We start from the raw sequence: 26199 nt of genomic DNA, 5'->3' as shown, positions 1-26199 counted from the left end.
GGCCTGTGGAACACTGTGAGCCATGGCGAAGAACAGTGGTGGCGGGGACCTGCTGCCGTCCGTGGACCAGGTCACGGAAGAAGCGATCAACGTCGGCTACCGCTTCGACCAGAAGCTGCAGCGGTGGCGCCAGGGCCGGGCAGTGCAGCGGGGGGACATCCCCACCATGCTCGCCTTCGACGGCTACGGCAGTCCGCGCTACGTGCGCGCGCTGGGTCGCGTGCTGCTCAAGACCCGCTCGCTCGTGGACGAGACGGACGACGCCGCAGAGTCCATCCGCGGCTGGCGTTCCTTCTCCTCCGTGCCCTACGCCTTCGCCCACGTCAACGTGTGGCTGGGGGACCACGAGTTCCACTTCGTGGCGGACAGAGGCGGTGTGATCGACGTGGACCTCAACGTCTCCATGGCGCCCGGGGTGCACACCATCTACATGCAGGCCGAGGGCTCCACCGTCACCGAGGCCACGATCACCGTGGTCTCGGACCAGCAGCACCTGGGCGTGGTGTGCGACGTCGACGACACGGTGATGGTCACGGCCCTGCCGCGGCCCATGCTCGCCGCGTGGAACTCCTTCGTGGCCAACGAGCACGCGCGCATCCCCACCCCGGGGATGTCCACCATGATGGACCGGCTGCGGCGCAGGCACCCGCACGCCCCGTTCCTGTACCTCTCCACGGGCGCGTGGAACGTGGCACCCACGCTGCGCCGGTTCCTCACCCGCAACGCCTACCCCTCCGGGGCGCTCCTGCTCACGGACTGGGGGCCCACCACCGACCGGTGGTTCCGCTCGGGTTCCCAGCACAAGGTGCAGAACCTGCAGCGCCTGGCCGAGAGGTTCCCCCACGTGAAGTGGATCCTGATCGGGGACGACGGCCAGCACGATCCGCAGATCTACTCGGGTTTCGCCCAGCGCTATCCGGAGTCCGTCGCGGCCATCGTGATCCGCAACCTGTCGCCCACGGAGGCCGTCCTGGCCTCGGGTGCGCGCGTGACCGACCGGCACCGGGTCACGGTGCCCCAGGGTGTCCTGTGGATCGAGGCCAACGACGGCGCCTCCATCTCCGACCAGCTCCGGGACGCCGGACTGCTCTGACCACCGGGCTGCCCACGCACCGTGGGCCGAGGTGCCGGGTCGCGCCCGGACCACCTGCGCTGTCCCCTGCGCTGCTCCCGCATCCTCCGCAACCCTGCCCGGAAAGTTTTTCGGTGACTTCCGGAACACCTCTTGTCCACACCTCGGGGGTCCGGGACCGCGGGATCACGCGGTCCCGGAGCTCGTGTCCTGTGGACAAGGCGGGGGAAAACCCGGGTGCCCCTGTGGAACACGCGACCACATCATGTTGGGTGCCCTACCCACGCGCGACACTAGATGTAGTATTGATCCAGATGTTCCACCGTCTGGCGCACCGCCCCGGTCACCCACCGCGAGGCTTCGGAAGCGCCGGAGAAATCGGTACTTCCCGCAAGGAGAATGGGCTATGTCAATCACCGTGTATTCCAAGCCGTCGTGCGTCCAGTGCAACGCCACCTACCGCGCCCTCACCAAGAAGGGCATCGACTACACGGTGGTGGATGTCACCGAGGACTCCGCCGCGTACGACCACGTGGTGGGTCTGGGCTACCAGCAGGTGCCCGTCGTGGAGACCGGCTCGGACCACTGGTCCGGCTTCCGCCCGGACAAGATCAACTCCCTGGCTCTGCTGCTCTCCGCCTGAGCGCACGGCGCCGCGGGAGACCGCAGTTCCGCCACCCGCGCAGGACCGGGCGGGATCAGGGTGCGTCCCCGGCACGAACCCAGGCCCCCTGCGAACGACGCTCCCGGTGGAGAACGCTCGCGGAGGAGGGTCACCGGGTGGCCCGTCTCCCCGGCCGGCGGCGACTTCGGGCCCACCCGGGGCGGAGAACATCTCCGAGAGTACAAGCCCGAACCGGAGACGATTCCGGACCGGAGACGAATCCGAACCGGAGACGAATCCGGACCGGTCAGCGTCCCGCCCCGGTCGGCCTCCCGGACCGGCGCCTCCGGGCCAGGTCCCCGGGGCCCCGCCGATGCCCCGTATCGGAAACAGCACACAACACCCTCCCGAAGAATCGAAGTGACCCGGCATGAGCGCACTGGCCTCGGTTCTCGCTCAGGCGCAGGAGCGGGATCGTCATCGCATTCCGATCGTGGCGGACGAGGACGCACCACTGGTGGTGTATTTCTCCTCCGTCACACGCAACACCGACCGGTTCATCGCCAAGCTTCCGGTGCGATCCGTCCGGTTGCCCCTCAAGACCTCTGAGCCTGCTCCCCGCATCACGGAGCCGTACGTGCTGGCAGTGCCCAGCTACGGACGCCCCGGGGGAGCGGGGTCCGTTCCCCCGCAAGTCGTCAAGTTCCTCAACGACGCCCCGTCCCGTCAGCACCTCACAGGTGTGCTCGGTGCGGGCAACACCAACTTCGGCCCGCTGTTCTGCGTGGCTGCGGAGAAGGTGGCCGCCAAGTGCCAGGTCCCTCTGCTCTACAAGTTCGAGCTGATGGGCACGGACGAGGACGTCGAAAAAGTCACCCAAGGATTGGAAGAGTTTTGGCAAGCATTCACGCAACCCCGGGAGTGAGCGTCGAGCCCGGCCACGAGGATCCCACCTGCCCGGAGCAGTACCGGGGTCTGGGCTACCACGAGCTCAACGCCCTGCTGAACCTCTACGACGCCGAGGGCCGCATCCAGTTCGAGGCGGACCGGCAGGCGGCGAGGCAGTACTTCCTGCAGCACGTCAACAAGAACACCGTGTTCTTCCACGACCTCGAGGAGAAGCTCAAGTACCTGGTGGACCACCAGTACTACGAGGCCGAGGTGCTGGACAAGTACAGCTTCGAGTTCGTCAAGAAGCTGTCCAAGCAGGCGTACGGCTACAAGTTCCGCTTCCAGACCTTCCTGGGGGCGTTCAAGTTCTACACGTCCTACACGCTGAAGACCTTCGACGGTCAGCGCTACCTGGAGCGGTTCGAGGACCGCGTGGTGATGGTGTCGCTGTACCTCGCGGACGGGGACGAGGCACTGGCCGAGCGGCTCGTGACGGAGATCATCTCCGGTCGTTTCCAGCCCGCCACCCCCACGTTCCTCAACGCGGGCAAGAAGCAGCGCGGCGAGCTCGTCTCGTGCTTCCTGGTGCGCTTCGAGGACAATATGGAGTCCATCGGGCGCAACATCAACTCGGCGCTGCAGCTGTCCAAGCGCGGCGGTGGTGTGGCGTTCGCGCTGAGCAACCTGCGCGAGTCGGGTGCTCCGATCAAGATGATCGAGAACCAGTCCTCGGGTGTGATCCCCGTGATGAAGCTGCTCGAGGACTCCTTCTCCTACGCGAACCAGCTGGGTGCTCGCCAGGGCGCCGGTGCGGTGTACCTGCACGCGCACCACCCGGACATCCTCAACTTCCTGGACACCAAGCGGGAGAACGCGGACGAGAAGATCCGCATCAAAACCCTCTCCCTGGGCGTGGTCATCCCGGACATCACGTTCGAGCTGGCCAAGAACAACCAGGACATGTACCTGTTCTCCCCCTACGACGTGGAGCGCATCTACGGCGTGCCCTTCGCGGACGTGAACGTGAGCGAGAAGTACCACGAGATGGTGGACGACTCCCGCATCACCAAGCGCAAGATCAACGCCCGCGAGTTCTTCCAGACCGTGGCGGAGGTGCAGTTCGAGTCCGGCTACCCGTACATCATGTTCGAGGACACCGTGAACCGGGCCAACCCGATCGACGGCAAGATCATCATGTCCAACCTGTGCTCCGAGATCCTGCAGGTCTCCGAGCCCTCCACGTACAACGAGGACCTCACGTACGCCGAGGTGGGCAAGGACATCTCCTGCAACTTGGGCTCGATGAACATCGCGATGGCCATGGAGTCCGAGGACTTCGGCGCCACGATCGAGACCGCCATCCGGGGTCTGACCGCGGTCTCGGACATGTCCAACATCGACTCTGTCCCCTCGATCCGCCGCGGCAACCAGATGTCCCACGCGGTGGGTCTGGGTCAGATGAACCTGCACGGCTACCTGGCCAAGGAGCACATCTTCTACGGCTCGGAGGAGGGTGTGGACTTCACCGACATGTACTTCTACGCGGTGACCTACCACGCCATCCGCGCGTCCAACCTGATCGCCAAGGAGCGCGGGGAGTCCTTCGTGGGCTTCGAGAAGTCCGACTACGCCAACGGCACGTTCTTCGACAAGTACACCGACCGTGCGTGGGAGCCGGCCACGCAGCGGGTCCGAGAGCTGTTCGCACAGGCCGGAATCACGCTGCCCACGGTCGAGGACTGGAAGCAGCTGCGCGAGAAGGTCATGGCGGACGGGATGTACAACCAGAACCTGCAGGCCGTGCCGCCCACGGGCTCCATCTCCTACATCAACAACTCCACGTCCTCCATCCACCCGATCGCCTCGCGGATCGAGATCCGCAAGGAGGGAAAGCTGGGCCGCGTCTACTACCCGGCGCCCTTCATGGACAACGAGAACCTGGAGTACTTCCAGGACGCGTACGAGATCGGCTACGAGAAGATCATCGACACGTACGCCGCGGCCACCCAGCACGTGGACCAGGGCCTCTCGCTGACGCTGTTCTTCAAGGACACCGCCACCACGCGTGACATCAACCGCGCCCAGATCTACGCGTGGCGCAAGGGCATCAAGACCATGTACTACTCGCGGATCCGCCAGCTTGCGCTGGAGGGCACCGAGGTCGAGGGCTGCGTGTCCTGCATGCTGTGACGCGCCGTCGTGCCCCGTGAGCACCGGGGAACGACGCCGCCGCGTGACGTCCCGCACGTGCCTCACCCTGCTCCGCTGCCCCGTTCGACCGGCCGGTCGTGCGGGGCAGCGGCGTCCCCGGGCTCGCCGAGCGCGCGCCCGCCCGTCCCACCACGACAGGAGGATCCACGCATGACCCAGCCCCAGCCGAGCACACCCGAGAGCGCACCGCAGTGGTTCACCGCCCGGCAGATCCTCGACGCCGTGAGCCCACGTCGCGCCCGTCAGCTGCTGGCCGAGACGCTGCAGGACGGCTTCCGCCCCGAGGAGGATCCGGCCCGCGACAACGTGACGGCGGGGGAGGGCCACATGCTGCTCATGCCCTCCGTGCTGGGACCGTGGAGCGGCATCAAGGTGGCCTCGGTCTCCCCGGGGAATCCGCAGCGGGGCCTGCCACGGATCCAGGCAACCTATCTGCTGCTGGACACCGCCACCCTCACCGTGCGCGCCATGATGGAGGGCAATGCGCTCACCACGCTGCGCACGCCCGCGATCTCCGCACTGGCCGCCGACCACCTGGCGGCCCCGGACGCCCGCACCCTGATGGTGTTCGGCACGGGCCCGCAAGCGCTGTCCCACATCGAGGCGTTTGCGGACGTGAGGGCTCTCGACGACGTGGTCGTGTGCGGGCGGTCCCCGGAGAAGGTCGATGCGGCCGTCGAGCACGCGCGGTCCCTCGGACTGACGGCCCGTGCGGGTGACGCGGACGAGGTGGGCTCGGCGGACATCGTGGTGTGCGCGACCTCCGCGTCCCAGCCGCTGTTCGACGGGACGCTGGTTCGGGACTCGGCGTGCGTCGTCGCCATGGGCTCCCACGAGCCCGGAGCTCGGGAGCTGGACGACGCGCTGATGGCCCGCGCCCAGGTGGTCGTGGAGGACCGCGGGACGGCGCTGCGGGAGGCGGGGGACGTGATTCAGGCCGTGGCCCACGGCGCGCTGGCGGAGGAGACGCTCGTGCCGCTCGCGGACGTGGTCGCGGGACGCGCAGCCGTGGCCGAGGACCGGCCCCGCGTGTTCAAGTGCGTGGGGATGAGCTGGCAGGACCTCGCAGTGGCGGCCGGCGTGCTGGAGGCCGCAGACACGCCGTGACTCCTGTCCGGGCGCGGCCCACAGGGCCGCGCCGGATGGGAGCACCAGAACCCACGCGCACCAGGGACGTGACGGGGCAGTGACCGGACATGAGAAAACCCCGGAACCAGAGTTCCGGGGTTGCTCCTGGTGCGCGATACTGGGATCGAACCAGTGACCTCTTCCGTGTCAGGGAAGCGCGCTACCGCTGCGCCAATCGCGCTCAATGTTCAGTGAATTGAACGAGGTGGTTGCACCGAGGTGGAGACGGGATTCGAACCCGCGTTGACGGCTTTGCAGGCCGCTGCCTAACCACTCGGCCACCCCACCGGGGACCAGATCCTTGGAGGACAAGGTCTCAGGTCTCGACCAGGGTCGAAAACTGCGAGCGGACGACGGGAGTCGAACCCGCGACCCTCACCATGGCAAGGTGATGCTCTACCAGCTGAGCTACGTCCGCATTGTTGGTCGATCGGAAACCTGGTCTGCGGTTCTCCGTTCTTCCGAGCGGAAACTGTATCACAGGTTTTCGCGCTACCCGCTTGCTGCGACTTCCGGGTGTTTCCATCCGGTGGGCCTGGCCTGCGGGGCGTTGCCAACGAGGAAGAACATTACCCACACGCCCGGGTCCGGGCAAATCGTCGTCGCCGGCCACGGGCCATCCGGGGGAGGGGGGTGGATTTGCCGATCGCGGATCATGTGTTCTAGAGTCTTCAACGTTGCAAGCGCGATTGGCGCAGCGGTAGCGCGCTTCGTTCACACCGAAGAGGTCACTGGTTCGATCCCAGTATCGCGCACGGAACGACGAGAAACCCGGTCCCGGGAGGGGCCGGGTTTTTTCGTGTCCGCGCTGTGTTCGCGCCGTGTCCGTGTCTGCGCCCGTTCCTACGCTGGGCCCATGACGCAACCCCGTTTGGCCCAGTCCACGCCCACCGGTCGCATGTACGCGCGCAGGGAGGGCGGGGACCTGGAGGTTCCGTCCATCACCACGATCATCGGCTGCGAGGCCAACGACCTGGGCGGCTGGTACGGCTACAGCGCGGCCCAGGCCCTCGCGGCGGACCCGCAGCTGCCGGACGCCCTGCGGGACTCCCGGCGCCGCCGTGCCCTGGTCAACCACGCCGCGAAGGCCGCTGAACGGCACAGGGACCAGGCCGCGCAGCGGGGGGACCGCGTGCACGACTACTGCGAGCAGCTCGCGCTGCGTGCCATGGGCCGGGACCACCAGGTGGAGCGTGCCCGTGCGGACCTGGAGGAGCACCACGAGGCACGGTTCGCGGACAGTGCGGACCAGTGGTGGCAGCTCTACCGCCCGGAGCCGCTCGCGGCGGAGATCACCGTGTGGAACTCCACGGTGGGCTATGCCGGGACCCTGGATCTGGTGGCGCGGATCGGCGGCAAGGTCTGTCTGATCGACTACAAGACCAAGGGGACGGACCGCACCGGGCGTGTGAAGGCGCCGGATCCCAAGGTCGTGACCCAGCTGGTTGCCGGGCTCAAGGCGGAGGAGTCCCTCGTGGACGCCGCCGCCGGGCAGTGGGAGCCCTGGGCGTACGGGGATGCCGAGGTGCTCATGGCCGTGGCCATCGGGGAGACCGAGGCGCTGACCGTGCAGGCGGTGGCCGAGCACTTGCCGGCGCACTGGTACAAGTTCTGCGCCCTGGCCAAGGTCTGGGTGCGGTCCGCCCAGCTGGACGCGGCAGGCCCGCAGCTGCGCAGCATCGCCCCGCCGCCGCTCGAGGGTCAGCCCACGGGCCGGGTGGCGGGGGGAGCGGCCCCGGAGACCCGGACCGTAGCCGGGCCCGCCGTAGACTGAGACGAGCTGTTCACATCCACCCCACCCTCGCGAGGAGAGCATCACACGGTGAGTATTCTGCGCATCCGAACCATCGGGGACCCGGTGCTGCGGACCCCCGCCCAGGAGGTCACGGAGTTCGACGAGTCCCTCCGGACGCTCGTGCGGGACATGCTCGAGACCATGTACGCCGTGGGCGGGGTGGGTCTCGCCGCCCCCCAGGTGGGCGTGGGGCTGCAGGTCTTCACGTGGGGCATCCACGGGGACGAGGGCCACGTGGTCAACCCGCGGCTGAGCGTGGGGGACGAGCCGCAGGAGGGCGGCGAGGGCTGCCTGTCCGTGCCGGGCCTCTCGTACGAGACCCCCCGCAGGGACAGCGCCACGATCACGGGCGTGGACATGCACGGCAACCCCGTCCACCGCGAGGCCACGGGACTGCTGGCCCGCTGCTTCCAGCACGAGACCGACCACCTCTTCGGCCGGCTGTACGTCGACCGCCTGGAGGGGGAGGAGCGCAAGGACGCCATGAGGCAGCTGCGCAGCGACGCGTTCCGTGCCACGGCCGAGCGGATCGCGCGGGAGCGGGACGAGCAGCGCGGCGCCCCGGGCGTGGCTCCCGGCGCCTCCTCCCAGTCCTCTGGTGCCGCTGCCTTCCGTGCGGTCCACCGTTCCGCCGCCGGCCCGGAGCACGACGCCGCCGCGCCGGGTTCCGCGTTCGCCCGCTCGTCCTCCGCCTCCCACGCTGACGGCGCCCGCGGAGTCAGTGCCTTCCACCGGGCGGGAGGAACCCGATGAGCCAGGAACCGTTGAAGGTGCTCTACGCGGGCACCCCGGACACCGCGGTCCCGCCCCTGGAGGCGCTGCACGAGGATCCCCGGCTGCAGGTGGTGGCCGTGCTGACCCGCGAGGACGCCCCCGTGGGCCGGAAGAAGACCATGACGCCGTCTGCAGTGGCGCGCCGGGCCGAGGAGCTGGACCTTCCCGTGCTCAAGGCCAACCGGGTGGGCCCGGAGCTGCACGACGCCCTGCGGGCCACGGGAGCGAGCATTGCCGCCGTCGTCGCCTACGGGGCCCTCCTGCCGCAGGCCGCGCTGGACGTGTTCGAGCACGGCTGGATCAACCTGCACTTCTCCCTGCTCCCGCAGTGGCGCGGGGCGGCTCCCGTCCAGCGAGCACTGATGGCGGGCGACCGCGTGGTGGGCGCCTCCACGTTCGTGCTGGACCAGGGGATGGACACCGGCCCGGTGGTGGGAACCCTCACGGACGAGGTCTCCGAGGAGGACACCGCCGGCACCGTCCTGGACCGGCTCGCGCACACCGGGGCCCCGCTGCTCGCCGAGTCCCTGCTGGGGGTGGCCTCGGGTGCCGTGCACCCGGAACCTCAGCGTGGTGAGGCCAGTGCGGCGCCCAAGCTCACCGGCCCGGACGCCCGGATCACGTGGTCACACCCTGCCGTGGTGGTGGCGCACCACGTCCGCGGCGTCACCCCGGAGCCCGGGGCGTGGACGGAGTTCGACGGCCAGCGCGTCAAGGTCGAACGCGTGGTGCCGGCACCCCAGGTCACGGGGATCACCCCGGGTCACGTGGAGATTCGGGACCGGCAGGTCTTCGCCGGGACCGGGTCCTACGCGGTGGAACTGACCCGCGTGCAGCCCGCAGGCAAGAAGCCCATGGCGGCCCTGGACTGGGCCCGTGGCAAGCAGCACATGGAACAGGTGGCGTTCGTATGAGTCAGGACCGCAGCACCCACGGACAGGGTGGGCAGGAGGACGGCCACGACCGTCCAGGACGGGCCGGTCGAGGCGGCTCCGGCGGCCGTGGAGACGGCCCCCGGGCGGCGCGGGACTCCTTCCGCTCCCGCGGCGGCACCGACCAGGGGCGGGCCGGGAACCCGCGGAGCGGACCGGGGGACCGGCGTGGCGGAGCGACCGGCTCCGCGGGTCGCCCCGTCGACCGCCCGAACCGGGAGGGACAGGGCGGGTCGGGGCCGGGTAGCTCCCGCCGCAATGCCAAGGGCCACGAGCGCAACCGGCGTGCCCAGCACGAACGGTCCTACTCCGCGCAGGCCCCGGGCCAGCGGCGCCGCCACTCCGATCCGGCGCGGCTGGCGGCGTTCCGAGCGTTGCGCGCGGTGAACTCCGAGGACGCCTACGGCAACCTGGTGCTGCCCGGCCTGGTGCGGGAGCTGCGCCTCGACAAGCGGGACGCCGCGTTCGCCACGGAACTGGCCTACGGCACCATGCGCTGGAGCGGCACGTGGGACGCCGTCCTGGCCGGCTGCGTGGACCGCCCTCTGGAGCAGCTGGACCCCGCGGTGCTGGACGCCCTGCGGCTGGGCGCCCACCAGCTGTTGGCCATGCGCGTGCCCGACCACGCGGCCCTGGACGCCACCGTGGGGCTCGTGCGGGGTGAGATCGGGCAGGGTCCGGCCGGGCTCGTCAACGCGGTGCTGCGCAAGGTGGCCCGGCGCACCCAGGAGCAGTGGCTCGAGGCACTCGAGAGCGAGCAGCCGGACGAGTGGCGGCGGATGAGCATCCGCTACGCGCACCCCGTGTGGGAGATCCGTGCGCTGCGCCGCGCGCTGCGGGCCAACGGTCGGGATCCCGAGGAGATCACGGATCTGCTGGCCGCCGACAACGAGGCGCCGCGCGTGCACCTCGTGGCCCTGCCGGGCCTCGGCTCGCTCGAGCGCGCCCTGGAGGACGGCGCCGAACCCGGGGACCTCGTACCCGGCAGTGCCGTCAGCGGCGGGGGAGACGTCCACCGCGTGCCCGGCGCCCGTGAGGGAGTGGTGCGCGTCCAGGACGCGGGCTCGCAGCTGGTTGCACGGGTGCTGGCCCGGGCCGAGGTGACCGGAGACACCGGGCACTGGGCGGACCTCTGCGCCGGACCCGGCGGCAAGGCCGCGCTGCTCGCGGCGCTGGCCCACGAGCAGGGCGCTTCCCTGCTGGCCAACGAGGTCAGCGAGCACCGCGGCGAGCTCGTGCGCCAGGCGCTGCAGCCCGTGCCCCGTGAGGCGTGGGAGCTGCGGACCGGGGATGCGCGGGAGATACCGCAGGAGCGGGCGGGGGTGTTCGACCGTGTGCTCGTGGACGTCCCGTGCACCGGTCTGGGTGCGCTGCGCCGCCGCCCGGAGGCCCGCTGGCGGCGCACCCCGTCCGACGTGGCGAATCTCGCCGGGATCCAGCGCGAGCTGCTCGACGCCGCGGTGGCGGCCGCCCGCCCCGGCGGCGTGGTGCTGTACGCCACGTGCTCCCCGCACACCGCAGAGACCCACGACGTCCTCCAGGATCTGCTGGAGAAGCGCACGGACGTGCAGGTCCTGGACACCGCCGCGCTGGCCGTCGAGGCGGCCCTGCCGGGTGCCCTGGAGGACGCGCGCTCCGTGCGCCACGAACTTCCCGGTGGCGGCACGAGCGTCCAGCTGTGGCCGCACGTGCACGGCACGGACGCGATGTACATGGTCGCGCTGCGTCGCACGGCCTGACCCCGGACCGCTTCTCTCCACCGCCCTCGCCAGACCGCTTCCCGCAGGAGGAACCCATGACCCGCTGTGACATCCACCCGTCCATCCTCTCCGCGGACTTCTCCCGCCTGGGTGAGGAGCTGCAGCGCATCAGCACGGCGGATGCCGCGCACGTGGACGTGATGGACAACCACTTCGTCCCCAACCTCACCCTGGGGCTGCCCGTGGTGGAGCGGCTGCAGGCGGTCTCGCCGGTGCCGCTGGACCTGCACCTGATGATCGAGGACCCGGACCGCTGGGCTCCCGCCTACGCGGAGGCCGGGTGCGCGTCCGTGACGTTCCACGCGGAGGCCGCCATGGCCCCGGTCAAGCTGGCCCGGGAGCTGCGCTCCGCGGGCGCGAAGGCGGGTCTCGCGGTACGTCCGGCCACGCCGATCGAGCCGTACCTGGACCTGCTGCCCGAGCTCGACATGCTGCTCGTGATGACCGTGGAGCCGGGCTTCGGCGGCCAGACGTTCCTGGACGTGACGTTGCCCAAGATCCGCCGCGCGGCCGACGCGCTGCGCGCTCACGGGGGCACCGTGGCCCTGCAGGTGGACGGCGGGATCACCGAGGAGACCATCGTGCGCGCGGCCGAGGCGGGCGCTGACACCTTCGTCGCAGGATCCGCCGTGTACGGCAAGGAGGACCCCGCCGCGGCGATCGCCGCCCTCCGGGAGACCGCGCGTCCCCACATGGGCTGACGGGCGGACGGAGCCCCGCCTCCCGTGCCCGTGCTGTCGGAGGTGCGTGGCATACTGTGCCCAGCAACGTGTTCCGGGGTCGGTGCAATTCCGAACCGGCGGTGACAGTCCGCGAACCGTGAACACCGTGACCGTGGTGCCGGGCCCCTCCGAGGGTCGGGATCGCGGCCACGGAGTGAACGGCCGAACCGGTGGAATTCCGGTGCCGACAGTACAGTCTGGATGGTAGGCACACGTGGGCACCGCGGTCCCGCGGCGCACCCTGTCCTGGGTGGGCCGTCCTGGGCGTTGTCGTGGTGCCATCCGCCGCACGGTCTCGGCCGTGGGCGTGCTCCTGCTCCCCGGAACCACCGATTCGTGGCGGGTGAGGAGGAGACACCGTGGAGGTCCTGCGTTGGTTGTTCGACGCGCAGTTGCGCGTGGGGGACGGCTTCATCCTGTGGCGTGAAGTGATCGGCAACGTGTTCGGTCTGCTGTCCGCCGTGGGCGGGATGCGACGCAAGGTGTGGGCCTGGCCCGTGGGGATCGTGGGCAACGCCATCCTTCTCACGGTGTTCCTGGGCGCGGTCTTCGAGACCCCCAATCCCGTGAACCTGCTGGGGCAGGCCGGGCGTCAGGTCATGTTCATCGCGGTGTCCGTGTTCGGGTGGGTGCAGTGGCACCGCTCGCGGGGCGCCTCGCAGGAGGCCGTGACCCCGCAGTGGGCCGGCACCCGCCAGCGCGTGTTCCTGATCGCCGCCCTGCTGCTCGGCACGGCCGTGCTCACGCCCATCTTCCGCGCCCTGGGGTCCTACGAGCCCGTGTGGGCGGACGCCTGGATCTTCATGGGCTCCCTGCTCGCCACGTGGGGGATGGCCAAGGGCTGGGTCGAGTTCTGGCTGTTCTGGGTGGCGGTGGACATCGTGGGCGTGCCCCTGCTGTTCTCCGCGGGCTACTACGCCTCGGGGATCATGTACCTGGTCTACGGCGGCTTCACCCTCGCGGGCTTCTTCGTGTGGTGGCGCGTCAACACGCGCCAGCGCAGGGCGGCCACCATCGGCACCGGGTTCCCGGACCTGCACCTCTCGGTCGGGGACGACCGGCCGTGACAGGCTCCTCCGGTCTCCCCGCGGCAGGACCCGGCCCGCACGGCGACGCCGGGCTCCCGCACCCCGCACGCATGTCACCGAGCGCGGCGGGTGCCCCCGGTCTCCCGGCGGCAGGACCCGATGCGCACGACGACGCCGGACTCCCGGCTCGCGCACACACGTCACCGCGCGCGGCAGGCGCCCCTGCGCCGTCGGACCCCGCGGCCGGTCGATGCCCGGAACGGGGATTCACCGCGGCGGAGACGTTTGCGATGCGGCTGGCCCTGGACGCCGCCGCGCGCGGGGTGCGGGGCGCCAACCCGGTGGTGGGCGCCGCGCTGTTGTCCGCTGAGGGCGAGGTCCTGCACGTGGGGCACCATCGGGGCGCCGGGACCGCCCACGCCGAGGTCGCCGTCCTGGACGCCGCGCGGGAGGCGGGGACCCCGCTGGGGAACGCCACCCTGCTCGTGACGCTCGAACCGTGCCACCACACGGGCCGCACCGGACCGTGCACGGAGGCCATCCTGCGAGCCGGGATCGGCCGGGTGGTGCACGCCGTGGCGGACACCACGGACGCGGCGCGCGGCGGTGCCGCGTGGTTGCGGGAGCACGGCGTCGATGTCCGGGAGGGGCTGCTCGCGGCCGAGGCGCAGGAGCTGAACGAGCGCTGGTTCCGCGCCCAGCAGCAGCGTCGCCCGTTCGTGAGCCTGAAGATCGCCCAGAGCATCGACGGCCGCGTGGCCGCCGCTGACGGCACGAGCCAGTGGATCACTGGTGCGCCGGCCCGCGCGGAGGGCCACCACCTGCGCACCCGCGTGGACGCGGTCCTCGTGGGTGGGGGGACACTGCGCAGTGACGACCCCTCCCTCACGGCGCGCACCGCCGCAGGAGAACTCTCCACCAGGCAGCCCCTGCGCGCGGTGATGTCCACCCGACCGGTGCCGGAGGCGGCCCGGATCCGCGGGGCCGACGGCCGCTTCGTCCACCTCGACACCCACGACCCCCGCGAGGCGCTGACCCGCCTGCGGGACCGGGGCGCTGCCCACGTCCTGGTGGAGGGCGGCCCCACCGTGGCGGCGGCTTTCCTCGCGGCGGACCTCGTGGACGAGCTGTGGCTCTACCAGGCACCTCTGCTGCTGGGGGAGGGTGCGTCCTCGGTGGCCGGACTGGGCATCGGGACGCTCGCGGCGGCGTCGTCGTGGCGCGGTGATCCCGTGGGGGTGCCGGACGGGCCGGTGGGCGCCGTGGGTGAGAACCTGCGGTGGCACCTGCGCCCGGCCCCGTCATGACGGCGCCGCGCTGACGGCCCAGTGCTGACGACCTCGCGCTGAGGATCCGGTGCTGACCGGCCGCGCCGACAGCTCGGGCCGACGACGCGCGGGGAGCTCGTGACGCTCGGGCCCCCGGCACCATGTCGGCCGGACCGTGGCCCTGTGCCACGGCGGCAGCGCCCCCACCGGAAAATCTCGAACGACCGCGCACCGCTGCGCGGATCATCACCGCCACAGGAGAGTTCTCGTGTTCACAGGAATCGTCGAAGCCCAGGCCACCGTGCAGCGTGTGGAGCACACGGCACAGGACGCCGCGCGGCTCCACCTCACGGCGGGTCCGCTCGTGACGGACCTGCACCGCGGCGGGTCACTCGCCGTGAACGGTGTGTGCCTCACAGCCGTGCCCGTTGACGGGTCGGACGGCACGGACTTCACTGCGGACGTCATGGGGGAGACCCTGCGCCTGACCACCCTCGGCGAGCTGCGGGACGGCGACACCGTGAACGTGGAACGCTGCACGGCGGCCGGCCGGCGCCTGGACGGGCACGTGGTCCAGGGTCACGTGGACGGCGTGGGCCGGGTCGTGTCCCGCACCCCGCACAGCGGCTGGGACACCGTGCGCGTGGCCGTGCCCAGGGAGCTCGCGCGGTACATCGCCGTGAAGGGCTCGATCGCGGTGGACGGGGTCTCCCTCACCGTCACCGCCGTGAGCCGCCCCGAGGAGGACGAGGCGTGGTTCGAGGTGGGCGTGATCCCCGAGACCCTGCGGGTGACCACCCTCGGCACGCGCGCGCCGGGTGATCCGGTCAACCTGGAGGTGGACGTGCTCGCCAAGTACGCCGAGCGGTTGGCCGCGTGCGCCGCCGAGCCCGCGACGGACGAGGTGCGCCTCGACCCCGTGCCGGACGCGGTCGCCGCGATCGCCTCGGGTGCGGCCGTGGTGGTCGTGGATGACGAGGACCGGGAGAACGAGGGCGACCTCGTCTTCGCCGCGCAGCACGCCACCCAGCCGCTCATGGGCTTCACGGTGCGCCACAGCTCGGGCGTGGTGTGCGTGCCCATGCCGGGGGAGCGGGCCGACGCCCTGGGACTGCCACCCATGACGGCGCACAACGAAGACAGCAAGGGCACGGCCTACACCGTCACGTGCGACGCCCGCGTGGGCATCACCACCGGCATCAGCGCCCGGGACCGGGCCCTGACCACCCGCCTGCTCGCCCTGCCCGGCACCGCCGCGCCGGATCTCACCCGCCCCGGGCACATCCTCCCGCTGCGGGCCGTCCCCGGCGGTGTGCGGCAGCGCCCGGGGCACACGGAGGCGGCCGTCGAGCTCGCCCGCCTGGCCGGGTGCGAGCCCGTGGGTGCCATCGCGGAGGTCGTCGACGACGCCGGCCAGCCCCGCCGCGCGCCCGACCTGCGCCGCTTCGCGGACGAGCACGGCCTCCTGATGATCAGCATTGCGGACCTCGTGCACCACCTGGACGACGCCGAGGCGCTCGCCGCGCGCGAGGACGGTGCGGCACGGGGACTCACCGCGTGAGCGCCGCAGAGCACCGCACGGCACAACAGCACGGACACCCGGACGAGCACTGCCCCGTGGACGGGCACCGCCCCGCCACGGCTCCGGCGCCCGGCCCCGTGCTGGAGCACTCGGAACCGGTCACGATCCCCACGGACCACGGGTCCTTCTCGGTGATCGGGTGGCGGGTGCCCGAGGGCCCCGGCGTCCCCGCCACCGAGCACGTGTCGCTGACGGCGCCCCCGCCGCCGGGCCAGGAGTCGCTGCCCCCGCTCGTGCGGCTGCACTCGGAGTGCCTCACCGGGGACGTCCTCGGGTCCTGGCGCTGCGACTGCGGACCCCAGCTGCACCTGGCGCTGGAGCGGATCCACGCCCACGGCGGCACCGTGCTGTACCTGCGCAACCACGAGGGCCGCGGCATCGGCCTGGTCAACAAGCTGCGGGCGTACAAGCTCCAGGACGCCGGCGCGGACACCGTGGACGCGAACACGATGCTCGGGCTGCCCGCCGAGGCGCGGGACTACACGGCGGCGGCGCGGATCCTCACCGCCATGAACCTCACCTCGATCCGCCTGCTCACCAACAACCCGGACAAGGTCAGCAAGCTCGAGGCCCTCGGGATCACCGTGGTGGACGCGGTGGCCCACCAGGTGCCTGCCCGGACAGAGAACGTTGACTACCTGCGCACCAAGCGCGACCGCATGCACCACCACCTCACCCACCTCGCACCAGGAGAGAACTCATGAGCGGACACGGAGCACCCACCACCGATGCCACAACCCTCGACGCCACCGGCCTGCGCGTGGCCGTGGTGGCCGCCAGCTGGCACACCACCATCATGGACGGGTTGCTCCGCGGCGCCCGGCGCGCGCTCGCGGACGCCCGCACCGGGCAGGTGCTGGAGGTCCGCGTGCCCGGAAGCTTCGAGCTGCCCGTCGCCGCGAGCCGTCTGGCCGGTGACGTGGACGCGGTGGTCGCGCTCGGCGTCGTGATCCGCGGTGGAACCCCGCACTTCGACTACGTGTGCCACGCGGCCACCTCCGGACTCACCGAGGTCTCCGTGCGCACCGGGACCCCCGTGGGGTTCGGGCTGCTCACGTGCGACACCGAGCAGCAGGGCCTGGACCGCGCCGGGCTCGACGGCTCCCAGGAGGACAAGGGCTACGAGGCCGCCCACGCTGCCCTGAGCACCGCGCTCACCCTGGCCGCGCACGGGAGCTGACCCCGCCGAGGACCGCGACCCCGGCCCCGCGCGGTGAGCCCCACCGTGGGGCCGGGGCCCGCGTTCGGGGGAGCAGCACGCACGCATTACCCTGGAACGGTGAAAACCTTCGACGCCCTCTTCACCGAACTCAGCACCAAGGCGGCCCAGCGCCCCGAGGGCTCCAAGACCGTCGCGGAGCTGGACTCCGGCGTGCACGGCATCGGCAAGAAGATCGTGGAGGAGGCCGCCGAGGTCTGGATGGCGTGCGAGCACGAGACCCACGAGGAGGCCGCCGAGGAGATCTCGCAGCTGCTCTACCACCTCCAGGTCATGATGATCGCCAAGGGCATGACCCTCGAGGACGTCTACAAGCACCTCTGAGCCCGCACCGCGCGGCGTGAGCACACCGCCGCGCTCGCGGGTCCCCACCGTCCCAGTCCGCTTTCGCGGGAAGGAATCCCATGCTGAGAGTCGCCGTGCCCAACAAGGGCGGGCTGTCCGAGTCCGCCACCACCATGCTCACGGAGGCCGGCTACCGGCAGCGGCGCAGCAGCCGCGAGCTCGTGCTCGTGGACAACGACAACGGGGTGGAGTTCTTCTACCTGCGCCCCCGTGACATCGCCATCTACGTGGGCGGGGGCACCCTGGACCTCGGGATCACGGGCCGTGACCTGCTCCTGGACTCCGGAGCCGAGGCCGCCGAGGAGCTGTGCCTGGACTTCGCCCGCTCCACCTTCCGCCTGGCCGGACCGCTGGGGCAGTTCACCTCGGTGCAGGACCTGCAGGGCAAGCGGATCGCCACGAGCTACCAGCTGCTGCTCGAGCACTACCTCGCCGAGCGGGGCGTCGATGCCGAGGTGGTGCGCCTGGACGGCGCCGTGGAGTCCGCCATCCGGCTGGGTGTCGCGGACGCGATCGCGGACGTCGTGGAGACCGGCAACACCCTGCGGGCCGCGGGACTCGAGATCTTCGAGGAGCCGATCATGACCTCCGAGGCGCTGCTCATCCGGCGCGGGGACGAACCGGAGCCCGAGGGGCTGAGCGTGCTGCGGCGTCGTCTGCAGGGCGTGCTCGTGGCACGGCAGTACGTGATGATGGACTACGACATCCGCGAGGAGCTGCTGCCCGCGGCGGTGGAGATCACCCCCGGCATGGAGGGCCCCACCATCTCCCCGCTGGGCCGGGACGGCGCGGTCGCGGTGCGCTCGATGGTCCGCAAGGCGGACACCAACAAGGTCATGGACGCGCTCTACGAGGTGGGGGCCCGGGCCATCCTGGTCTCCCCGATCCAGGCGGCGCGGATCTGACGCGCGCCCCGCCGCGATTTGTGCGGCGGAGGCGGGCACGGTGCGGCAGCACGAACGAACGACGAAGGGCGGCGCAGATGGGTGTGGCAGTACGGGTGATCCCCTGCTTGGACGTGGATGCCGGGCGCGTGGTCAAGGGTGTGAACTTCGAGAACCTGCGGGACGCCGGTGATCCCGTGGAGCTGGCGGCCCGCTACGACCTCGCGGGCGCGGACGAGCTCACGTTCCTGGACGTCACGGCGTCCTCGGGCGAGCGGGACACCATGTACGACGTGGTGGCGCGCACCGCGGAGAAGATGTTCATCCCCCTCACGGTGGGCGGCGGCGTGCGGACCCCGGAGGACGTGGACCGGCTGCTGCGATGCGGCGCGGACAAGGTGTCGATCAACACGGCGGCGGTGACACGACCGGAGGTCATCGACGAGATCACCCGGCGCTTCGGCAACCAGGTGCTCGTGCTCTCGCTGGACGCCCGCCGCACCGGCAGCACCGCCTCCGGTTTCGAGGTCACCACGCGCGGTGGCCGCACCCTCACCGGGATCGACGCCCTGGACTGGGCGCGGGAGGCCGAGCGGCGCGGTGTGGGGGAGATCCTGCTCAACTCGATGGACGCGGACGGCACGCGGGAGGGTTTCGACCTGGAGATGATCGCCGCCGTGCGCGCCGTGGTGGGCGTCCCGCTGATCGCCTCGGGTGGCGCGGGTGCCCCCGAGCACTTCCCGCCGGCCGTCGCGGCCGGCGCGAACGCGGTGCTCGCCGCCTCGGTGTTCCACTTCGGACCGGACCACGCGATCGAGGACGTCAAGAACGCCCTGCGCGCCGCGGGCCACGAGGTGCGCTGATGGTCGGCACGGACACTCCCCGCGCGGAGCACGACCGCCCCGCCCTGGACCCGGCGATCGCGGCCCGCCTGAAACGCGACACCGCGGGTCTCGTGGCCGCCGTGGTGCAGCAGCACGACACCGGCGAGGTGCTCATGCTCGGCTGGATGGACGACGAGGCCCTGCGCCGGACCCTGACCGAGGGCCGGGTGACGTTCTGGTCCCGTTCGCGCCAGGAGTTCTGGCGCAAGGGGGACACCTCCGGCCACGTCCAGCGGGTGCACTCGGTGCACCTGGACTGCGACGGCGACGCTCTGCTCGTGAAGGTCGACCAGACCGGCGCGGCATGTCACACCGGTACCCGCACGTGCTTCGACGGGCGGAACCTGAACGCGGAACAGGCGGTCCAGTAGTGCAGGAGCTCGGCACCATCACCCCCACCCTCGAGGAGTTCCGCGAGTTCGCGGCCTCGCGCCGCGTGGTCCCCGTGCGGATGTCCGTGCTCGCGGACGCCCTGACCCCCGTGGGCCTCTACCGGGCGCTCGTCACGCGCGACGGCGCCGCCCGCCCGGGCACGTTCCTGCTGGAGTCCGCGGCCGAGGGCGGCGTGTGGTCGCGCTACTCGTTCGTGGGCGCCGGATCCGTGGCCACGCTCACCGCCCGGGACGGTCGGACCCACTGGATCGGGGACGCGCCGTCCGGCGCACCCACGGACGGTGACCCGCTCGAGGCGCTGCGCGCGACCATGGAGCTGCTGCACACCGAGCCGTTCGAGGGCGTTCCCCCGCTCACGAGCGGCATGGTCGGGTTCGTGGGCTGGGAGGCCGTGCGGCGCTGGGAGAAGCTGCCGCACCCGCCCGAGGACGACCTCCACGTCCCCGAGCTGGCCATGAACCTGGTCTCCGACATGGCCGTGCACGACAGCAAGGACGGCACGGTCCTGCTGGTGGCCAACGCCGTGAACGTCAACGGCACGGACGAGAACGTGGACGCGGCCTACCACGACGCCGTGGCGCGCCTGAAGTCGATGCTGCGCCGCCTGGCCACCCCCCTGGAGCGCACCACGGTGTCCGTGGCGCCGCCCGGCCCCGTGGACCTCGAGGCCGCGGTGGAGCAGTCCTGGGACCGGGAGCTGTTCATGTCCGCGATCGACCGCGGCAAGCAGGCCATCGTGGACGGCGAGATCTTCCAGGTGGTGGTCTCGCGCCGCTTCGAGACGGAGTGCGGCGCCGACTCGCTGGACGTGTACCGCACCCTGCGCCGGATCAACCCGAGCCCGTACATGTACCTCTACTCGTTCGAGGACGCGCACGGCAGGCCCTACTCGATCGTGGGGTCCTCGCCGGAGGCCCTCGTCACGGTCACGGGGCGCCAGGCCGTGACCCACCCGATCGCGGGATCGCGCCCGCGGGGGGCCACCGTGGACGAGGACCTCGCGCTCGGGGAGGACCTGCTCGCGGACGAGAAGGAGCGCGCGGAGCACCTCATGCTCGTGGACCTCGCGCGCAACGACCTCTCCAGGGTGGCCGAGCCCGGCAGCGTGGACGTCAGCGAGTTCATGGAGATCGAGCGCTTCAGCCACGTCATGCACCTGTGCTCCACCGTGGTGGCGCGGATGCGGGAGGACGTGACGGCCTACGACGTCCTGGCCGCCACCTTCCCCGCGGGAACGCTCTCCGGAGCCCCCAAGCCCCGGGCGCTGCAGCTGCTCGACGAGTACGAGCCCCTGCGCCGCGCGGTCTACGGCGGGGTGGTGGGCTACATGGACTTCGCCGGGAACATGGACATGGCCATTGCCATCCGCACCGCGCTGCTGCTCGAGGGCCGGGCCTACGTGCAGGCCGGCGGGGGTATCGTGGCGGACTCCGACCCCGAGTCCGAGGCCCAGGAGTCGCTCAACAAGGCCACCGCCCCGCTGCGCGCCGCCCTGATCGCCCAGTCCCTGCGACCGCTCGCACCCTGAGCGCACCCGCACCGCACCCCCAGAGGAGCCGACCTTGCTGCGTCGCACCGCCCCCGCCGTCCTGAGCACGCTGCTGTGCGCGCTCGCGCTGTTCGGCACCACCACCCAGGCCTGGATCCACGCCGCCGTCACCACGTCCCTGCAGCCGGTCACGGTGGACGTCACGGGTGCCGACGCCGCTCCGGCCGTCACGGCCCTGGGTCTCGTGGCCGCCGTGGCCGCGGTGGCCTCCGCGCTGGGAGGGCGGATCCTGCGGACGGTCGTGGGCGTCGTCGTGGTCCTCGCCGGTGCGGGCGCGGTGGCCGCGGTGCTCGCCGTCACGGCGGACCCGCGAGCGGCGGCCCAGCCCACCGTGGGCGCCCAGACCGGCGTGATCAGCGGCGGCGGCGAGTACACCATGACCGCATGGCCGTGGGCCGGCGTGGCGGCGGCGGTCCTGCTGGGGCTGTGCGGGATCTGGCTCGTGCTCGTGGCCCAGAGGGTGCGCCGCCGGGCCACCCAGCGCTTCGACCGCGCGCCGCTCACGAGTACCGCCGGTCCGCGGCAGACCGAGCATGACGTGGTGGCCGAGGGATCGACGAGCGCGGTGGGCTCGTCGTCGTCGACGCCCGGTGAGACCCAGGCGGCCGACCACGCGGACGACATCGACACGTGGGACGCCCTGACCCGCGGCGAGGATCCCACGCGGAACACGTGAGACGCTGCCGCTGACCGGGCCCGGGTAGTGGCACAATGGGCACGGAGAAGACTCGGCCTCGCACCGCACGCGAGTACGGCACAACCAGAGCCTCGGGCTCAACCGTCACGGGAGAGTGGACACGCATGTCGAACACCGATCAGATCATCCTGGACCACACCGCCGCGGTGGGGCACGGCAACACCGTGGCCGCGTGGGCCTGCGTGGCCGTGATGACCGTGGGCGTCATCGTCGGCTGCGTCGGGTTCATCAACGCCTCCGTGGCCGTGACCGTGGTGGGCATCGGGTTCATCGTCGTGGGTCTCGTCGTGGGCGGCGTGCTCAAGGCCATGGGCTACGGCAAGGGCGGGGCGAAGACCACCGCGCACTGACCGCCGCGCCCGCTCGCGGGCACGGTCAGGTTGGACGTCACCGGATGATGGCCGGCTCCTGGACACGGGGAGCTGGCCATCGTCATCAGCGTGGCGGGTGGGCGGCGCCGCCCCCGCTCGCCGACAGTCAAGGGAGTCTCATGACGCAGCAGCACACCGGCACGGTGCTGGACCGGATCATCGAGGGGGTGCGGGAGGACCTCGAGACGCGCAGGTCCGCGGTGAGCCTTCACGAGGTGCAGCGGGCGGCGGCCGAACAGACGCCGGCGCTGGACGCCGAGGCGGCGCTGCGGGGCTCGGACCCCGCCGCCGTGCAGGTCGTCGCCGAGGTCAAGCGCTCCAGCCCGTCCAAGGGGGCACTCGCCGAGATCTCGGACCCGGCAGCCCTCGCGGCCGCCTACGAGCGCGGCGGCGCCTCCGCGATCTCGGTGCTGACCGAGCAGCGCCGCTTCGGAGGCTCGTTGCAGGACCTGGATGCCGTGCGCCGCGCGGTGGGGATCCCGGTGCTGCGCAAGGACTTCGTGGTGGAGGACTACCAGGTGTGGGAGGCCCGGGCCCACGGGGCGGACATCGTGCTGCTCATCGTGGCCGCGCTGGACGACGACACCCTGGCCAGGCTGCTCGAGCTCACGCACCACCTGGGCATGCACGCCCTCGTGGAGACGCACACGGAGGCGGAGATCGACCGCGCGGTCGCCGCCGGGGCCCGCATCATCGGCGTCAACACCCGGGACCTCAAGACCCTCGAGGTGGACGTGGACACGTTCGGCCGCCTGGCGCGCCGGCTGCCCCGGGAGGCCGTGCTCGTGGCCGAGTCGGGAATCGTGGGCGAGGACCAGGTGCGGCTGTACGCCGGGCACGGGGCCAACGCCGTGCTCACGGGGGAGGCACTCGTGACGGCCGAGGATCCCTCCCAGCGGATCTCACGGTTCCGCGAGGTGGGTGCCCTGGCACGGGGCGAGTTCCTGGACGGCGCCACACCTCCCGCGGCCCAGGCGGAGCACGCCGCCTCGCAGGCCGCCGCCGACACCGACCCCGCCGAGGACACCGGTTCCCTGCGCCACGCGCCGGGCCCCTACTTCGGGGACTTCGGCGGGCGCTGGATGCCGGAGTCCCTCGTGGCGGCCCTCGACGAGCTCACGGAGACGTTCGAGAAGGCCCGCGCGGACGACGAGTTCCAGGCCGAGTTCCAGCGGCTGTGCCGGGACTACGCGGGCCGCCCCTCCCTGCTCACCGAGGCCGAGCGCTTCGGCGCCGAGCTGGGTGTGCGGGTGTTCCTCAAGCGCGAGGACCTCAACCACACCGGATCCCACAAGATCAACAACGTCCTCGGGCAGGCGCTGCTGGCCCGCCGCATGGGCAAGACCCGCCTGATCGCGGAGACGGGCGCGGGCCAGCACGGCGTGGCCACCGCGACCGCCGCCGCACTGTTCGGCATGGAGTGCACGGTGTACATGGGGGAGGAGGACACCCGGCGCCAGGCGCTGAACGTCGCGCGCATGCGACTGCTGGGCGCCGAGGTGGTGGCCGTGACCAACGGCTCACGCACCCTCAAGGACGCCATCAACGAGGCCCTGCGGGACTGGGTGGCCTCCGTGGACACCACCCACTACCTGCTCGGCACTGCCGCCGGTCCGCACCCGTTCCCGGCCATGGTGCGCTACTTCCACGAGCAGATCGGGGAGGAGGCGCGGGCGCAGATCCTCGAGCAGGCCGGGCGCCTTCCGGACGCCGTGACCGCGTGCGTGGGCGGCGGCTCCAACGCGATCGGGATCTTCCACGGCTTCCTGGACGACGCCTCCGTGCAGCTCTACGGCAACGAGGCCGGGGGCGACGGCGTGTCCACCGGCCGCCACGCCGCGACCATCTCCCTGGGCCGCCCGGGTGTGCTGCACGGGGCGAAGACCTTCCTGATGCAGGACACGGACGGCCAGACCGTGGAGTCCCACTCCATCTCCGCGGGCCTGGACTACCCGGCCGTGGGCCCGGAGCACTCCTACTTGCACTCGATCGGCCGGGTGGCGTACGAGGCCGTCACGGACCAGCAGGCCATGGACGCGTTCCGGCTGCTGTGCCGCACCGAGGGGATCATCCCCGCGGTCGAGTCCTGCCACGCGCTGGCGGGTGCCCGTGAGGTCGCCTCCCGGTGGGTCGCGGAGCTCGGGCCCGAGGCCGCCGCCCGGAAGATCATCGTGGTGTCCCTCTCCGGGCGCGGCGACAAGGACGTGGCCACGGCCGCGGAGTGGTTCGACATGCTCCCGGACGACAGCCACGAGGAACGCGTCGCGCAGAAAGGCGAGCAGCTGTGAGCACCACCGCACCCCCCGAGAACTCCGAGAACTCCGAGAGCACCGCCGGGAGCCTGACCGGGCGGATCGTGCCGCAGAACCTGTCCCGGGCGGGGGACTCACCCCTGTCCCGCAGGATCGAGCAGTGCCGGGAGCAGGGCCGACCCGCCCTCGTGGGCTACCTCCCCGCGGGGTACCCCACGGTGGCGGAGTCCGTCGAGGCGGCCGTGGCCCTCGGGCGCAACGGCGCGGACGTCATCGAGATCGGGATCCCCTACTCGGACCCCGTGATGGACGGGCCCGTGATCCAGGCCGCCACCACCGAGTCCCTGGCCAACGGTTTCCGTGTCTCGGACGTGTTCACCGTGGTGCGCGCCGTGGCCGAGCAGACGGACGCCGTTCCGGTGGTCATGACCTACTGGAACCCCGTGCTGCAGACTGGCGTGGACGAGTTCGCCCGCCGGCTGAGCGAGGCCGGGGGAGCGGGGATCATCACCCCGGACCTGATCCCGGACGAGGCCGGTGAGTGGTTCGCGGCGTCCGAGGAGCACGGGCTGGACCGGATCTTCCTGGTGGCCCCGTCCACCACGCGCGAGCGCATGGACATGACCGTGCACGCGTCGTCGGGCTTCGTGTACGCGGTGTCCGTGATGGGCGTGACGGGTGCGCGGGACAGCGTGTCCTCCGCCGCGGAGGACGTGGTGGCGCGTGCCCGTGCGGCCGGCGCGGAGCGGGTGTGCGTGGGCCTGGGAGTCTCCACCCGCGAGCACGTGCTGGAGATCGGCGGGTACGCGGACGGCGTCATCGTGGGCACGGCGCTCGTGCGGGCGCTGCGGGACGGCGGTCCCGACGCCGTGGGACGACTGGCCGCCGAGCTCGCGGGACGAGCGTGATGGGCCTCGCGGTCCCGGCGTCCATCCCCTCGCCGGAGATCAGCAGCATCCACATCGGCTTCCTCACCATCCACTTCTACGCGCTGTGCATCCTGCTGGGCATGGCGCTGGCCGTGTGGCTGACCATGCGGCGCTGGACCCGGCGCGGGCAGGACCCGGACGTGCTGTGGGACATCGTCTTCTGGGCGGTGCTCGCCGGCATCGTGGGCGCCCGCGCCTACCACGTGCTCATCACCGACCCCAAGGGCTACTTCGGCCCGGGAGCGGACCCGTGGGACGTCTTCCGGATCTGGGAGGGCGGGATCGGCATCATGGGTGCGGTCACCGCGGGAGCCGGTGCCGCGTGGCTGGTGTGCCGCCGCTACGGTCTGCCGCTGCACATCTTCGCGGACTGCGTGGCCCCGGGACTGCTGCTCGCCCAGGCCATCGGCCGCTGGGGCAACTGGTTCAACCAGGAGCTCTTCGGCAAGCCCACCACGCTGCCGTGGGGCCTGGAGATCTCCCCGAGCTCCCCGAACTTCCCTCCGGGGCTGCCCCCGGACACGCTGTTCCACCCCACGTTCCTCTACGAGAGCCTGTGGGACCTGCTGGGTGTGGTGATCCTGCTCCTCGCCGAGCGCCGGATGCGCGAGACCCACGGCCGGGTCTTCGCGCTCTACATGGTGTACTACGGCGTCGGGCGGCTGTTCATCGAGATGTTCCTGCGCGTGGATCCCGCCCTCATGGTGCTCGGGGTGCGCGTGCACGTGTGGACCTCCCTGCTGATCGTGCTGGGCGGTCTGGTGCTGTTCGTCGTCCTGGGGCGCCGTGCCCGGCGGAGTGGGTCCACCACGCCGTCCGCCACGCTGCCGGGTTCCGCTCCGACCGCCGGCTGAGCGCACCGCGCACCGCCGCGGCCACCGCCCCGGGTCACCGGACCGTCCATCCGGT

25 protein-coding genes, 4 tRNA genes and 1 riboswitch are annotated in these 26199 nt (G+C 71.5%); of the genes, 26 read left to right on the top strand and 3 right to left on the bottom strand.

Annotated elements, in window-relative coordinates; translation table 11 throughout:
• Positions 1 to 22: 22 nt before the first annotated feature.
• The 5 genes from AABM36_RS08675 (at position 23) to AABM36_RS08655 (ending at position 5885) form a co-directional block, all read left to right on the top strand.
• Positions 23 to 1093 carry an App1 family protein gene (locus AABM36_RS08675; protein ID WP_019309057.1) on the top strand — a complete coding sequence of 357 codons (1071 nt, stop codon included), beginning with the start codon at positions 23 to 25 and terminating at the stop codon, positions 1091 to 1093.
• 385 nt (positions 1094 to 1478) lie between these two features.
• Positions 1479 to 1715, top strand: a complete 237-nt coding sequence (gene nrdH / locus AABM36_RS08670; protein WP_019309058.1) for a glutaredoxin-like protein NrdH — start codon at positions 1479 to 1481, stop codon at positions 1713 to 1715.
• A gap of 391 nt (positions 1716 to 2106) precedes the next feature.
• Entirely contained in the window at positions 2107 to 2601 is a 495-nt protein-coding gene (nrdI, locus tag AABM36_RS08665) for a class Ib ribonucleoside-diphosphate reductase assembly flavoprotein NrdI (RefSeq protein WP_029603097.1), read from the top strand.
• Complete coding sequence (gene nrdE, locus AABM36_RS08660) at positions 2598 to 4757, top strand: class 1b ribonucleoside-diphosphate reductase subunit alpha (RefSeq protein ID WP_019309060.1); 2160 nt, start codon at positions 2598 to 2600, stop codon at positions 4755 to 4757. Before nrdI ends, nrdE begins: the two co-directional genes overlap by 4 nt.
• Before the next feature lie 171 nt (positions 4758 to 4928).
• Positions 4929 to 5885, top strand: a complete 957-nt coding sequence (locus tag AABM36_RS08655; RefSeq protein WP_019309061.1) for an ornithine cyclodeaminase family protein — start codon at positions 4929 to 4931, stop codon at positions 5883 to 5885.
• Between the two features lie 127 nt (positions 5886 to 6012).
• On the opposite strand, the gene AABM36_RS08650 is transcribed toward AABM36_RS08655, so the two are convergent.
• The 3 genes from AABM36_RS08650 to AABM36_RS08640 all read right to left on the bottom strand — a co-directional run bounded on the left by AABM36_RS08650 (position 6013) and on the right by AABM36_RS08640 (position 6324).
• Positions 6013 to 6087 (bottom strand) — tRNA-Val (locus tag AABM36_RS08650).
• 36 nt (positions 6088 to 6123) lie between these two features.
• A tRNA-Cys gene (locus AABM36_RS08645) sits at positions 6124 to 6194 on the bottom strand.
• A gap of 57 nt (positions 6195 to 6251) precedes the next feature.
• A tRNA-Gly gene (locus AABM36_RS08640) sits at positions 6252 to 6324 on the bottom strand.
• Between the two features lie 265 nt (positions 6325 to 6589).
• On the opposite strand from AABM36_RS08640, the gene AABM36_RS08635 reads away from it, so the two are divergent.
• From AABM36_RS08635 to lgt, 21 genes are all read left to right on the top strand, one after another.
• Positions 6590 to 6661: transfer RNA gene (locus AABM36_RS08635), tRNA-Val, on the top strand.
• Between the two features lie 101 nt (positions 6662 to 6762).
• Entirely contained in the window at positions 6763 to 7680 is a 918-nt protein-coding gene (locus tag AABM36_RS08630; protein WP_019309062.1) for a hypothetical protein, read from the top strand.
• Between the two features lie 48 nt (positions 7681 to 7728).
• The gene (gene def, locus AABM36_RS08625) at positions 7729 to 8454 is read left to right on the top strand and encodes a peptide deformylase (protein ID WP_019309063.1); all 726 of its coding nucleotides are present in this window, start codon (positions 7729 to 7731) and stop codon (positions 8452 to 8454) included.
• An 11-nt stretch (positions 8455 to 8465) separates the two neighbouring features.
• On the top strand, positions 8466 to 9389 hold the full coding sequence (gene fmt / locus AABM36_RS08620; RefSeq protein WP_029603098.1) for a methionyl-tRNA formyltransferase: 924 nt from the start codon (positions 8466 to 8468) through the stop codon (positions 9387 to 9389).
• On the top strand, positions 9386 to 11146 hold the full coding sequence (locus AABM36_RS08615; protein ID WP_019309065.1) for an RsmB/NOP family class I SAM-dependent RNA methyltransferase: 1761 nt from the start codon (positions 9386 to 9388) through the stop codon (positions 11144 to 11146). The genes fmt and AABM36_RS08615 overlap by 4 nt, the downstream gene beginning before the upstream one ends.
• Before the next feature lie 56 nt (positions 11147 to 11202).
• Positions 11203 to 11868, top strand: a complete 666-nt coding sequence (rpe, locus tag AABM36_RS08610) for a ribulose-phosphate 3-epimerase (protein ID WP_121240791.1) — start codon at positions 11203 to 11205, stop codon at positions 11866 to 11868.
• A gap of 65 nt (positions 11869 to 11933) precedes the next feature.
• Positions 11934 to 12106, top strand: a riboswitch (FMN riboswitch).
• A gap of 142 nt (positions 12107 to 12248) precedes the next feature.
• Positions 12249 to 12956 (top strand): nicotinamide riboside transporter PnuC, encoded by a 708-nt coding sequence (gene pnuC, locus AABM36_RS08605; protein WP_121240789.1) that lies wholly within the window; start codon positions 12249 to 12251, stop codon positions 12954 to 12956.
• Positions 12957 to 13207: 251 nt separating this feature from the next.
• Positions 13208 to 14224 (top strand): bifunctional diaminohydroxyphosphoribosylaminopyrimidine deaminase/5-amino-6-(5-phosphoribosylamino)uracil reductase RibD, encoded by a 1017-nt coding sequence (gene ribD, locus AABM36_RS08600; RefSeq protein ID WP_121240787.1) that lies wholly within the window; start codon positions 13208 to 13210, stop codon positions 14222 to 14224.
• Between the two features lie 229 nt (positions 14225 to 14453).
• Entirely contained in the window at positions 14454 to 15746 is a 1293-nt protein-coding gene (locus AABM36_RS08595) for a riboflavin synthase (protein WP_121240785.1), read from the top strand.
• A 98-nt stretch (positions 15747 to 15844) separates the two neighbouring features.
• The gene (gene ribA / locus AABM36_RS08590) at positions 15845 to 16471 is read left to right on the top strand and encodes a GTP cyclohydrolase II (protein WP_121241222.1); all 627 of its coding nucleotides are present in this window, start codon (positions 15845 to 15847) and stop codon (positions 16469 to 16471) included.
• Positions 16468 to 16947 carry a 6,7-dimethyl-8-ribityllumazine synthase gene (gene ribH / locus AABM36_RS08585; protein WP_121240783.1) on the top strand — a complete coding sequence of 160 codons (480 nt, stop codon included), beginning with the start codon at positions 16468 to 16470 and terminating at the stop codon, positions 16945 to 16947. The genes ribA and ribH overlap by 4 nt, the downstream gene beginning before the upstream one ends.
• Positions 16948 to 17046: 99 nt before the next feature.
• Entirely contained in the window at positions 17047 to 17310 is a 264-nt protein-coding gene (locus AABM36_RS08580) for a phosphoribosyl-ATP diphosphatase (protein WP_121240781.1), read from the top strand.
• 80 nt (positions 17311 to 17390) lie between these two features.
• A complete protein-coding gene (gene hisG / locus AABM36_RS08575; protein WP_121240779.1) occupies positions 17391 to 18236 on the top strand; it encodes an ATP phosphoribosyltransferase in 846 nt (281 codons plus the stop codon).
• A 77-nt stretch (positions 18237 to 18313) separates the two neighbouring features.
• Positions 18314 to 19078, top strand: coding sequence for an imidazole glycerol phosphate synthase subunit HisF (gene hisF / locus AABM36_RS08570; protein WP_121240777.1), 765 nt, complete (start codon positions 18314 to 18316; stop codon positions 19076 to 19078).
• The gene (gene hisI, locus AABM36_RS08565) at positions 19078 to 19470 is read left to right on the top strand and encodes a phosphoribosyl-AMP cyclohydrolase (RefSeq protein WP_121240775.1); all 393 of its coding nucleotides are present in this window, start codon (positions 19078 to 19080) and stop codon (positions 19468 to 19470) included. The genes hisF and hisI overlap by 1 nt, the downstream gene beginning before the upstream one ends.
• On the top strand, positions 19470 to 21020 hold the full coding sequence (locus tag AABM36_RS08560) for an anthranilate synthase component I (protein ID WP_121240773.1): 1551 nt from the start codon (positions 19470 to 19472) through the stop codon (positions 21018 to 21020). Before hisI ends, AABM36_RS08560 begins: the two co-directional genes overlap by 1 nt.
• A 34-nt stretch (positions 21021 to 21054) precedes the next feature.
• Entirely contained in the window at positions 21055 to 21717 is a 663-nt protein-coding gene (locus AABM36_RS08555) for a Trp biosynthesis-associated membrane protein (RefSeq protein WP_121240771.1), read from the top strand.
• A gap of 125 nt (positions 21718 to 21842) precedes the next feature.
• The gene (locus AABM36_RS08550) at positions 21843 to 22088 is read left to right on the top strand and encodes an HGxxPAAW family protein (protein ID WP_121240769.1); all 246 of its coding nucleotides are present in this window, start codon (positions 21843 to 21845) and stop codon (positions 22086 to 22088) included.
• A 44-nt stretch (positions 22089 to 22132) separates the two neighbouring features.
• On the top strand, positions 22133 to 24397 hold the full coding sequence (locus AABM36_RS08545) for a bifunctional phosphoribosylanthranilate isomerase/tryptophan synthase subunit beta (protein ID WP_423445821.1): 2265 nt from the start codon (positions 22133 to 22135) through the stop codon (positions 24395 to 24397).
• Entirely contained in the window at positions 24394 to 25269 is an 876-nt protein-coding gene (gene trpA / locus AABM36_RS08540; RefSeq protein WP_423445819.1) for a tryptophan synthase subunit alpha, read from the top strand. Before AABM36_RS08545 ends, trpA begins: the two co-directional genes overlap by 4 nt.
• Positions 25269 to 26144, top strand: a complete 876-nt coding sequence (gene lgt, locus AABM36_RS08535; protein WP_121240765.1) for a prolipoprotein diacylglyceryl transferase — start codon at positions 25269 to 25271, stop codon at positions 26142 to 26144. The genes trpA and lgt overlap by 1 nt, the downstream gene beginning before the upstream one ends.
• Positions 26145 to 26199: the final 55 nt, after the last annotated feature.

The organism is Kocuria sp. KSNUG, assembly GCF_049532735.1.
In the GTDB taxonomy this organism is placed as follows: domain Bacteria; phylum Actinomycetota; class Actinomycetes; order Actinomycetales; family Micrococcaceae; genus Kocuria; species Kocuria rhizophila.
This window is presented reverse-complemented; position numbering and strand designations above follow the sequence as displayed.